The sequence below is a fragment of the Phenylobacterium sp. genome (genome assembly GCF_036963605.1).
GTDB lineage: Bacteria > Pseudomonadota > Alphaproteobacteria > Caulobacterales > Caulobacteraceae > Phenylobacterium.
The window spans coordinates 1-10323 of the sequence record NZ_JBALUY010000097.1; the positions used below are offsets into that span (position 1 = coordinate 1).

17 protein-coding genes and 1 tRNA gene are annotated in these 10323 nt (G+C 66.1%); 16 read left to right on the top strand and 2 right to left on the bottom strand.

Annotation, left to right across the window (positions count from 1 at the left end; all coding sequences use genetic code 11):
• Window positions 1-69, top strand: a 69-nt coding sequence (locus V7702_RS15090; RefSeq protein ID WP_313520581.1) for a hypothetical protein, incomplete at its 5' end; no start/stop codon positions are given.
• 103 nt (window positions 70-172) lie between these two features.
• Here V7702_RS15090 and V7702_RS15095 read toward each other — a convergent pair.
• A complete protein-coding gene (locus V7702_RS15095) occupies window positions 173-562 on the bottom strand; it encodes a VOC family protein (RefSeq protein ID WP_335650911.1) in 390 nt (129 codons plus the stop codon).
• Between the two features lie 63 nt (window positions 563-625).
• Here V7702_RS15095 and V7702_RS15100 point away from each other — a divergent pair, with 63 nt between their 5' ends.
• The 3 genes from V7702_RS15100 (at window position 626) to V7702_RS15110 (ending at window position 3155) form a co-directional block, all read left to right on the top strand.
• On the top strand, window positions 626-868 hold the full coding sequence (locus V7702_RS15100; protein WP_335650912.1) for a helix-turn-helix domain-containing protein: 243 nt from the start codon (window positions 626-628) through the stop codon (window positions 866-868).
• Between the two features lie 147 nt (window positions 869-1015).
• Window positions 1016-2227: a GNAT family N-acetyltransferase gene (locus tag V7702_RS15105; RefSeq protein ID WP_335650913.1), complete on the top strand. Its 1212-nt coding sequence runs from the start codon at window positions 1016-1018 to the stop codon at window positions 2225-2227.
• A 10-nt stretch (window positions 2228-2237) separates the two neighbouring features.
• Complete coding sequence (locus V7702_RS15110; protein WP_335650914.1) at window positions 2238-3155, top strand: transcriptional regulator; 918 nt, start codon at window positions 2238-2240, stop codon at window positions 3153-3155.
• A gap of 29 nt (window positions 3156-3184) precedes the next feature.
• Here the strand turns inward: V7702_RS15110 and V7702_RS15115 are convergent, their stop codons facing one another.
• Window positions 3185-3397, bottom strand: a complete 213-nt coding sequence (locus V7702_RS15115; RefSeq protein WP_335650915.1) for a hypothetical protein — start codon at window positions 3395-3397, stop codon at window positions 3185-3187.
• 203 nt (window positions 3398-3600) lie between these two features.
• Between V7702_RS15115 and V7702_RS15120 the strand changes: the two genes are divergently transcribed.
• The 12 genes from V7702_RS15120 to V7702_RS15175 form a co-directional block, all read left to right on the top strand.
• Window positions 3601-3676, top strand: a tRNA-Trp gene (locus V7702_RS15120).
• A gap of 86 nt (window positions 3677-3762) precedes the next feature.
• Window positions 3763-4068, top strand: a complete 306-nt coding sequence (secE, locus tag V7702_RS15125; RefSeq protein WP_335650916.1) for a preprotein translocase subunit SecE — start codon at window positions 3763-3765, stop codon at window positions 4066-4068.
• Window positions 4069-4074: 6 nt separating this feature from the next.
• Window positions 4075-4641, top strand: coding sequence for a transcription termination/antitermination protein NusG (gene nusG, locus V7702_RS15130; protein WP_305287128.1), 567 nt, complete (start codon window positions 4075-4077; stop codon window positions 4639-4641).
• Between the two features lie 71 nt (window positions 4642-4712).
• Complete coding sequence (locus V7702_RS15135) at window positions 4713-5090, top strand: GxxExxY protein (RefSeq protein WP_335650917.1); 378 nt, start codon at window positions 4713-4715, stop codon at window positions 5088-5090.
• Between the two features lie 207 nt (window positions 5091-5297).
• On the top strand, window positions 5298-5729 hold the full coding sequence (gene rplK, locus V7702_RS15140; protein WP_335650918.1) for a 50S ribosomal protein L11: 432 nt from the start codon (window positions 5298-5300) through the stop codon (window positions 5727-5729).
• 5 nt (window positions 5730-5734) lie between these two features.
• The gene (gene rplA, locus V7702_RS15145) at window positions 5735-6424 is read left to right on the top strand and encodes a 50S ribosomal protein L1 (protein WP_335650919.1); all 690 of its coding nucleotides are present in this window, start codon (window positions 5735-5737) and stop codon (window positions 6422-6424) included.
• Between the two features lie 432 nt (window positions 6425-6856).
• A complete protein-coding gene (gene rplJ / locus V7702_RS15150; protein WP_293317151.1) occupies window positions 6857-7372 on the top strand; it encodes a 50S ribosomal protein L10 in 516 nt (171 codons plus the stop codon).
• A 45-nt stretch (window positions 7373-7417) separates the two neighbouring features.
• Complete coding sequence (gene rplL, locus V7702_RS15155) at window positions 7418-7798, top strand: 50S ribosomal protein L7/L12 (RefSeq protein ID WP_293317149.1); 381 nt, start codon at window positions 7418-7420, stop codon at window positions 7796-7798.
• A 174-nt stretch (window positions 7799-7972) separates the two neighbouring features.
• Entirely contained in the window at window positions 7973-8620 is a 648-nt protein-coding gene (locus V7702_RS15160; RefSeq protein ID WP_335650920.1) for a VOC family protein, read from the top strand.
• Between the two features lie 7 nt (window positions 8621-8627).
• Window positions 8628-9191, top strand: coding sequence for a GNAT family N-acetyltransferase (locus tag V7702_RS15165; protein WP_335650921.1), 564 nt, complete (start codon window positions 8628-8630; stop codon window positions 9189-9191).
• 182 nt (window positions 9192-9373) lie between these two features.
• Window positions 9374-10009, top strand: a complete 636-nt coding sequence (gene paoA, locus V7702_RS15170; protein WP_335650922.1) for an aldehyde dehydrogenase iron-sulfur subunit PaoA — start codon at window positions 9374-9376, stop codon at window positions 10007-10009.
• The coding region (locus V7702_RS15175) for an FAD binding domain-containing protein (RefSeq protein ID WP_335650923.1) at window positions 10006-10323 on the top strand (318 nt) is incomplete at its 3' end. The genes paoA and V7702_RS15175, both read left to right, overlap by 4 nt.

The following is a 10323-nucleotide window of genomic DNA, read 5'->3' on the forward strand; positions in this document are numbered from 1 at the left end:
CTGCGCTTCGCCATTCGCGAAGGCGGCCGCACGGTCGGCGCCGGCGTCGTGGCCAAGATCGTCGAATAGTCTTCAGGCCTCAAAACCTGAAACAAGGCCAAGGCCGCCAGGGGAAACCCCGGCGGCCTTTTCCTTGCGCGGCGTCGTCCGTGCGGGGGATGGCTCCCGATCGTCAGGGTCCTGGCTGGGCGAAGCAGAGCACGCGGCCGTCGTGATCGCGCACCTCGAGTTCCTTGCCGTTCCAGATGGGGCGGTAGGTGGGTCCGTGGACGATGTCGGCCCGCCGGGCTCGCAGCTCCTCGGCCAGGGCGTCGACGTCTTCGACATAGAGGAAGACATCGATCGGAAAGGCCGGCGACACGGCGCCGTTCGGCGGCGGCGGCGCGCCATCGCGGGGCTGCCGGAACATGAGCCGGACGCCGTCCCGCTGGACGATCACGAAGCTGGGCGGATCGCCGTGAATCTCGTCGAACTGGAAGCCCAGGACGTCGCGATAATACTCGGCGGTCGCGAAGATGTCGGCGACCAGCAGAACCGGCGAAGCGCTTGCGATCTGGACCACGTCCAACCTCTTTGATATCTTTAATGATACAAAAAGTATCTTTTAGGGGGCCTCCCGTCAATCATGATCTCCAACCTGCAGATTCGCGCCGCCCGCGCGCTCCTGGGGTGGAGCCAGCAGCGCCTGGCGGACGCGGCGGGCCTGTCGGTGATCACCGTCAAACGGCTGGAGGCGTCCGATGAGATGTTGCAGGCGAAATTCGAAACCGTGGTGAAGGTGAAGGAGGCTGTCGAAGCCGCGGGCGCCGTCTTCCGCGCCGATGAAAGCGGCCTGATCCACGGCGTAGGCCTGCGCCAGAAGCCCTAGACCCCAGCCTGCGCCGCCGGGGCGTGAGGCGCCGATCGACCGCCGCCTTTGCTATTTCGCAACCCCTGCGTGGTTCCCTCCCGGGAACGGCGCGTGTCTTGCAGGTTGAGCAACCTGAGGGTGCGTAAGCGGGGAGAGGGCGCCAGAATGGGAGCCGGGATCAGCGTCGAGACGCGGCGAGCCAGTGAGCTCGATCCGCAGGCCCGCGCCCTGTGGGCGCAGTTCCGTAGCGCCGATCCGGCCCTGGCCAGCCCCTATTTCGACTTCCGCTACATCCTGGCCGCCGGCGAGACGGCGCCCGGCGCCGAGGTGGCGATCATTCGCCGATCCGGCGCCATTGTCGCCTTCCTGCCCTTCCAGCGCCGTGGCGGCGCCATCCAGCCCATGGGCGCACCGCTGACCGACTATCACGGGCTGGTCGCCCAGCCCGGCGCCGACATCGATCTGAAGGCGGTTCTCGAACATCTGCGGGCCCGGCGTTTCCGCTTTGGCGGCCTGGTGGGCGGTCAGGCGCGGGCGGTCAACGCCGCAGCGCCCAGGCCTGCCATGATCGCGGATCTCACCGAGGGCTATGAGGCCTATCTGGCGGGCCGGCGGGCGGCGGGGCAGGGGGGCTTCCTGAAAGACAAACGCCGGCGCCGACGACAACTGGCCGAACAGGTTGGCCCTTTGAGCTTCAGCCTGTCAGCCGATCCCGACCTCCTTGAGACGATCATCACCGAGAAGCGCGCCCAGTGGCGGCGCACCGGCCAGCACGACATCTTCTCCGCCGACTGGACCCAGGACCTGTTGCGTCGCCTCTCCTGCGACCCGGACGCCGACTTTGGCCTGCGGATCGCGGTCCTGAAGGCTGGGGACAAGATCGTGGCGGCTGAGGCCGGCCTGTTGTCAGGCTCGGTCTATCACCTCTGGTTTCCGATCTATGATCCGGATTTCGCGCGCTATTCGCCGGGCGCCCTGATGACGCTGGAGACCCTGCGCGTCCTGGCCGAGCAAGGGGTGGCCTTCGCCGACTTCGGGCCCGGCGTCGAGGACTATAAACGCGCCTTCGCCGACGAAGGCGGCCAGGTGGTCGAGGGTGACGTCACCGCCGATCCCTTCATCGAAGGCCTGCGGGGCCTGGTGCGCCAGACCGTGGCGGGCTCGCCGCAGCTGCATGATCGTCTGCGCACCCTCTACCAGCGCATGGATCGGCGGCTCGACCGCATTGCGGCCTGCGAGCCGCGCCTGAACGGACAGATTTCGGCCGCCGGCCGCTCCCTGGGCCATATCGGCCGCCGACATCGCGCAGTGGGGGCGGGGCTTGGACTCGGACTGTGGCTCGCCGGCGCCACGGCTGGACTGCTGATACTGGACTGAAGGAACGACCATGACCGCTGAGCCCGTTTCGGATCGTCTCATCCCCGCCTGGACGCCTGAGCAGAAGCGCGACTTCCGCAAGGCGCCGATCATCTTCGGTCATCGCCTGCCGCAGACCGGCCTGTTCGAGGATGAGGCCCTGGCAGCCCTGCTCGACCGCTATCCGGCCGAACTCTATGACATCAACCTGTTCGACTATGACGACGAGGGCCAGGTCACCATGCGCACCGGCGTGCGCGGCCGGCTGCCCGGCGACAAGGTGCTGGAGGGCATCAAGGACGGCCGGGTGTGGGTGCAGCTTCGCCGGATCGAACAGCACTATGAGGCGCTGACCCCGGTGATCCAAGGCGCATTCCGGGAAATCGCCCGCGAGGCGACGGGTTTCAAGCCGGTGCAACTGAACGGCCAACTGATCCTCTCGGCGCCCCAGGCCAAGGTGCCCTTCCACGCCGATGCGCCGGGCGTCTGCCTGTTCCACCTGCGGGGTCGCAAGCGGATCTGGATCTATCCGGCCGACGAGGCCCACATGCCGCAGGCGGGCATGGAGAACATCATGCTGAAACAGCAGACCGAGGATCTTCCCTATCGCCGGGAAATGGACGCCGCGGCCCAGGTGTTCGACCTGGAGCCGGGCCTGGCGGTGACTTGGCCGTTGCATGCCCCGCACCGCATCGAGAACCAGGAAGGCTTCAATGTCTCCCTGTCGGTGGACTATCAGACCTGGGGCACCCGGATGACCAACGGCGCCCACTACGCCAATGGCATCTTCCGCCGCAAAGGCGTGCCGGTGGTGGCCATGACCCGTACGCCCATGCCGGCCCGGGCGGCCCTGTGGGCCACCTCCCTGGCGCTCAAGCGGGCCGGGCTGGTGGAGGACAAGATCGCCACCCTCGACCGCAGCTTCGAACTGGACGGCGTCAAGACCTGAGACGGGGAGGCGGTGGGCGGCGCAATGCCTCAGTCGCCGCGGTCGACCTTCGAATCGGCGGGCTCGGGCGTATCTTCATTGGGCGCGCCCGTGGCCGGATCGGTGCGGGTCTTGTCCGACTCGGTCGATGGTTTCGACCCTGCGGGGACATAGGCTGAGGTCGGCGGCGAGCCGGGACGCTGCTCATCATCCCGGTTGCGGTCGTCGGCAGGCTGGTCCGGGGCGGGATTGGATGTGGTCATGGCGATCCTCGCAGGAAAACTCTGAGGCGGAAGAACGCCGCAACGCCGACCTTTGATCCGCCTTGCCCGTGCGGGGGACCCCTGCTAAACGAGCCGGCTCCGGCGATCGGCCGCGCGCCGGCGGGCTTTCCGCCTTCCGGCGCGTTGTCTATTGTTCGGAGCAGTCGTCCCACGGCCCCAGCGGGCCAAGGGTTGCGGCGCGTAGGAGTGTAGCTCAGCTGGTAGAGCATCGGTCTCCAAAACCGAGGGCCGGGGGTTCGAGTCCCTCCACTCCTGCCACCGTCGCCAGGACACTGTCGTGTTAGAACCGCGCGGGCGGGTTCCTCCCTGGAACGCCGCCCTCAAGTAGAAAGTCGCTATCCTCGATGGCCAGGAAACCGGGCGCTACGCCGCAAGCGATGAGGAACCGCGCCGCCAAGACGGCGGCGGCCATGTCCTCGGGCTCGCCGCTCGCCGACTCCGCGCCGAAAAAGAAGACCAGCCCCGGCCAGTTCGCCCGTGAGGTCCGCGCTGAAGCGCGCAAGATCACCTGGACGACCCGGAAAGAGACCTGGATCACCTCGGTGATGGTCGGGATCATGGTCGTCCTGGCCGCGATCTTCTTCTTTGGGGTGGACTTCATCATCGGCTGGCTGATGGGCTTGATCCTCCAGTTCGCCAACGCGGGATAATCGAGAATGAACGCTGAAACCGCGGACGCCGTCGCGCCGAACAATCACAAGTGGTACATCGTCCACGCCTACTCGAACTTCGAGAAGAAGGTGAAAGAGGCGATCCTCGACCAGGCCCGCAACCAGGGTCTTGAGGATCAGTTCTCCGAAGTGCTGGTGCCCACCGAGGACGTGGTCGAGATCCGCCGCGGCCGGAAGATCAACACCGAGCGCAAGTTCTTCCCGGGCTATGTGCTGGTGAAGATGAACCTCACCGACGAGGCCTATCACCTCATCAAGAACACCCCGAAGGTCACGGGCTTCCTCGGCTCCGGCGCCAAGCCGCTGCCGGTCTCCGAAAAGGAAGTGGCTCGGATCATCGGCGCCATCGAAGAAGGCGTCGAGCGGCCCAAGCCGACCATCAGCTTCGAGATCGGCGAGCAGGTTCGCGTCACCGACGGCCCCTTCGCCAGCTTCAACGGCTCGGTGGAACAGGTCGACGAGGAACGCGCCCGTCTCCGCGTCACCGTCTCCATCTTCGGCCGCGCCACCCCTGTCGAACTCGAATACGGCCAGGTCGAAAAGACCAGCTGATCGGGCTCTATTGTCGTTCTCCCTGAAGTCGGGTCACAAAGGACACGAAGGGGCGCGAAGGACACAAAGGGGTGGACGCCTCAACGGAGGCCGTAGCCAGACAGGTGGTCGACGCCGGGCTCAAGGTGCACAAGGCTCTTGGCCCGGGGCTGCTTGAATCTGTTTACGAGCAGTGCCTCGCTCATGAACTTGAGCGCCGCGGCCATGAGGTGCGCAGGCAGTTGATGTTGCCGGTGGTCTACGAGGGGCTAACCCTTGAGCTAGGCTACCGCTTGGACCTCTTCGTCGATGATGCGGTTATCGTCGAAGTCAAATCGGTCGAGGCGCTTTCGCGCCTCCACGAGGCGCAACTCCTGACCTATCTGCGCCTATCGAACCGGCGACTTGGCCTCCTGATGAATTTCAACGTCGAACTGTTCAAGCAGGGCATTCGCCGTCTTGTGCTCTAGCTTCGTGCCCTTTGCGTCCCTTCGTGTCCTTTGTGGCCTGACTTCTCTTCCCCTAACGCGGCTTGCCCGGCGAGGTCCTCGCTGATAGAAGCGCGGGCTTCGCCGGGCGGCCTTTGGTCGCGCGGCTCAAATCCGTGGGAGGGGGCTGGCCAGCCATAACCCCGCACCACGGCTCAACAGGCCGGACGTCCGGCCAAAGAGGAGAAGATGGCCAAGAAGATTCTGGGCTATATCAAATTGCAGGTGCCTGCGGGCTCCGCCACCCCTTCGCCGCCCATCGGGCCGGCGCTCGGTCAGCGCGGCGTCAACATCATGGGCTTCTGCAAGGAGTTCAACGCCCGCACCGAGAAGGAACCCAAGGGCACGCCCCTGCCGACGGTGATCACCGTCTATCAGGACAAGTCCTTCACCTTCATCACCAAGACCCCGCCGGCGACCCACTACATCAAGCAGGCGGTCGGCATTAAGTCCGGCGCCAAGCTCACCGGCCGCGAGACCGTGGGCAGCATCACCCGCACCCAGCTGCGCGAGATCGCCGAGTCGAAGATGAAGGACCTCAACGCCATCGACGTCGAGGCCGCCGCCCGCATCATCGAGGGCTCCGCCCGTTCGATGGGCCTTGAGATCGTGGAGGCCTGAGACCCATGCCTAAGCAAGCAAAGCGCATCCAGGCCTGGACCGGCGACCGCCTGGCCAGCCACTCCGTCGAAGACGCCATCAAGCTGGTCAAGGAAAACGCCAAGGCCAAGTTTGACGAGTCCATCGAGATCTCCGTCAACCTGGGCGTTGATCCCCGCCACGCCGACCAACAGGTCCGTGGCGTGGTGAACCTGCCCTCCGGCACCGGCCGCGACGTCCGCGTCGCCGTCATCGCCAAGGACGCCAAGGCTGACGAAGCCACCGCCGCCGGGGCCGACATCGTCGGCGCCGAAGAGCTGGTGGAGCGCATCCAGGGCGGCTTCATGGAGTTCGACCGCGTGATCGCCACGCCGGACATGATGGCCCTGGTCGGCCGTCTGGGTAAGGTGCTCGGCCCCCGTGGCCTGATGCCGAACCCTCGCGTCGGCACCGTGACGCCCAACGTGGCTCAGGCCGTGAAGGACGCCAAGGGCGGCGCCATCGAGTTCCGCACCGAGAAGACCGGCATCATCCACGCCGGCATCGGCAAGGCGAGCTTCTCCGACGACGCCATCCTGGCCAACGTCAAGGCCCTGGTGGACGCCCTGAATAAGGCCAAGCCGTCGGGCGCCAAGGGCACCTATGTGAAGAAGATCAGCCTGTCTTCGACCATGGGCCCCGGCTTCCGGGTCGACACCAGCTCGGCTGGCGCCTAAGCGTCTCCGACCTGAATGATGATCGAGGGGGCTGCGGCGACGCGGCCCCCTTTTTCGTGGGCGCAAGGCGGGCGCGCCGGGCGTTGCGCTTCGGTCCGCCCTGCTGTATGAGCCGCCCCTCTAAGGTTTCGCCGCTCCGCAAGGAGGGGTGGGGACTGGAGGCTTCCCGCAAGGGAGCTTCCGATCCTGTCCAAGAACTGCGGGATCCGGGGGTCGCCTGGATCATAAGCGTGGAAGAGCCCTTCCACACTCGCGGGGAGACGGGAAGATGACGCCGACAAGGCCCATTTCCGCATGGCGGACAAAGGGCGCGACGGCTGCGGCTTCTCTCAAAGGACAGGCTTGATGGTTCCAGGTTGGGGCTTCCCCGACCCGTGACCGTCGAACGGCGTCTGGAATAGTCCAGGCGTCGCACCTGAGTAGGAGACCGCAATGGACCGCGCTCAAAAGCAGGAAGCGATCGAGACGCTGAAAAGCGTCTTTGCCGAATCCGGCGCCGTGGTCGTGACCCACAATCTGGGTCTGACCGTTGCGGAAATGACGAATCTCCGGGGTCGCCTGCGTGAGCAGGGCGCCCAGCTGAAGGTGGTGAAGAACACCCTGGCCCAGAAGGCTCTGAACGGCTCGGTTGGCGAGGAGGGCGACGCCCTTTTCACTGGTCCTGTCGCCATCGCCTACGGCCCGGATCCGGTCTCCGCCGCCAAGGTCGCCACCCAGTTCGCCAAGGAAAACGAGAAACTCGTGATCATGGGCGGCCTGATGGGCACGCAGGTTCTGGACAAGACCGGGGTGAGCGCGCTTGCGACTCTGCCCTCGCTCGACCAGCTCCGCGGCAAGATCATCGGCCTCGTCCAGGCGCCCGCGACCAAGATCGCCGGCATCCTGCAGGCGCCGGCCGGTCAGCTGGCCCGCGTCATGGGCGCATACGCCGCCAAAGACGCCGCCTGATCGTCATTTTCCCGACATCCCCAATCTCTCAAGGATCAAAATCCCATGGCTAACCTCGAAAAGATCGTCGAAGACCTGTCGGCTCTGACCGTCCTGGAGGCCGCTGAGCTCTCCAAGATGCTGGAAGAAAAGTGGGGCGTTTCCGCCGCCGCTCCGGTGGCCGCTGCGGCTCCCGCCGCCGCCGGCGCCCCGGCCGAAGCCGCTGAAGAGCAGACCGAGTTCACCGTCGTCCTGACCGGCGGCGGCGACAAGAAGATCAACGTGATTAAGGAAGTTCGCGGCGTGCGTCCGGACCTCGGCCTGAAGGAAGCCAAGGACCTGGTGGAAGGCGCTCCCCAGAACATCAAGGAAAACATCTCCAAGCAGGAAGCTGAAGAGATCAAGAAGAAGCTCGAAGAAGCCGGCGCTTCGGTCCAGATCAAGTAGGATCCAAACGACGCATTTCGCGTCTCTTTCGCGGGCCCGGAGGGAAACCTCCGGGCCCGTTTCCGTTGACAGACCTTGGGTCGTGAGCTTTGATCGCAGCGTCGCTGTAGGGCGCACCGGCCAACCGGCCGAGGGGGCCAGGCCCGCCTACGAACCTCAACCTACAGCGCCCCCATGCCCGATATCCAGAACCTGAAGAAGCAGGCCAAGCAGATCGTACGCTGGCATCGCGAAGGCCGTCATACGGTCGCCGCGATGATCCGCGGAACTTTGCCGGACTGCGCCGGCCTCACCGATGGCGAGATCATGGCTCGCGAGTTCAAGCTCGCCGACGCCCAGAGGCTTGTCGCCCGGCGGGAAGGGTTTGAGAGTTGGGCCGCGCTGGTCACTCACGGAGAGCGCCAAATGGTCGCCGATAAGCCTGTTCCCTATCCGCAAACCCCAGTGCTGAGGGCCGCTGAGCCCTATGTGTTCGTCGCCGATTTCCGCCGTTCATTGGCCTACTATGTCGACGTGCTGGGCTTTCGCGCCGCCTTGACCTACGGCGACCCACCCTTTTTTGGAGTGGTGGTCCGCGACGCTGCGGCGATCTGCATGCGGCAGGTGAAACGCCCGGTGATGGACCACAGCGTCGGCGGCGAGCTGCTATCGGCGGCCATCGCCGTCAGCAACGCCCGGCTATTGTTTCTGGAGCTGGAGGCCCGGGGCGCGACCATTCACCGGCCGCTCAAGCGCGAACCCTGGCATGGTCAGGGGCAAGGGAACTTCATCGTCGCTGATCCCGATGGCAACCTTCTTGAGTTCGGTGGCCGCACCGACTGAGGAGATCATGCCCGTCACGCTCGAAGCCCCCAGCCTGGACCTTCTGCCCGCCTATGCCGACGCCCTGCGGCGCGGCTGGTCGGCCGACAATGTGCGCGGCAAGGCTGCGGCCGACGAGGAACTCGAACGCATCGCCGCCGATCCTGCGGCCTTCGTCCGATCCCTCGACAATCCCGACGGCGGCGGGCCGCCCGTCATGCGGCTCGACGGAAGCCTCGGCGCCCGCCTGCCCAGCATCCGGCGCTGGATCTGGGATGACGGGTTTTGCGGCGCGATTGGTCTGCGCTGGGGTCCCGGCGGGGGCCCGCTACCCGACTGGTTTCCTTATGGCCATATCGGCTACGCCGTGCCGCCTTGGCGGCGGGGGCGGGGCTACGCCACCTCGGGACTGAAGCGGCTGCTGCCGGAGGCCCGCGCGCGGGGCATGGATCATGTGGAGCTGACTACCGACGCGGACAATCCGGCGTCGCAGCGGGTGGTGATCAAGAACGGCGGGTACCTGCTGGCGCGCGAAAGGGGCGGGACGTTGCATGGCGGCGCCGAGATTCTGCGCTGGCGCATCGACCTCTAGATGCCCGTAGCCCCCTGGGGCCAAGGCCAGGTGTGCGGGGCAACCATCGACGGCGGACGGCGTTCCCTCGCCAAGGGCGGCAGCGGGTGGCCCGCGCGCAAGCGCCGAGCTTGCCCGCCCACCGGCCATAGCCACGGCCGAAGCGCAGGCCATCCCGCCGCGTCATCACGAAGGGCAGACTGATGGACCCCCGCAAAGACTTCGAACTCTCGCGGCGCACGGTGCTTGTGGCTGGCGGCGCCACCGTCGTTGTCACCGCGTTGCCCGCAGCCCAGGTCCAAGCCGCCACCCCTGGAAATCCCGCCTATGCCGGAAGCTTCTCCCTTTCGGTGAATGGCGCGCAGCGCACGGTCGAGGTCGACACCCGCACCACGCTGCTCGACCTGTTGCGCGAGCACCTCAAGCTGACCGGCTCCAAAAAGGGCTGCGACCACGGCCAGTGCGGCGCCTGCACGGTCATGGTCAACGGCGAGCGGATCAACAGCTGCCTGAGCTTGGCGGTCATGCATGCCGGCGACGAGGTGACGACCATCGAGGGGCTCGGGACCACCGAGCAGCTGCATCCTATGCAGGCCGCCTTCGTCAAACATGACGGCTATCAGTGCGGCTACTGCACGCCTGGGCAGATCTGCTCGGCGGTGGCCGTGCTCGACGAGATCAAGGCTGGCGTGCCCAGCCATGTCACTGGCGATCTGACCAGCTCCCCGCGGGCCACTCCCGACGAGATGCGCGAGCGGATGAGCGGCAACATCTGTCGCTGCGGCGCCTATTCGAACATCGCAGACGCCATGGCCGAAGTCGGCGGAGACCAGGCATGAAGCCCTTCAGCTATGAGCGCGCGACCTCCGCGCCCGACGCCGCCGCCAAGGCCGCCAGCACGCCGGGCGCCAAGTTCATCGCCGGCGGCACCAACCTCCTCGATCTCATGAAACTGGAGATCGAGACGCCCACGCACCTGATCGACGTGCAGGACCTGAACCTCGACCAGATCGAGGCGACCGATGAGGGCGGCCTTCGGATCGGGGCTCTGGTCAGCAACACGGCGCTGGCCTCAGACGAACGCGTTCGCCGAGACTACGGCGTGCTGTCGAGGGCCATCGTCGCGGGCGCCTCGGGTCAGTTGCGCAACAAG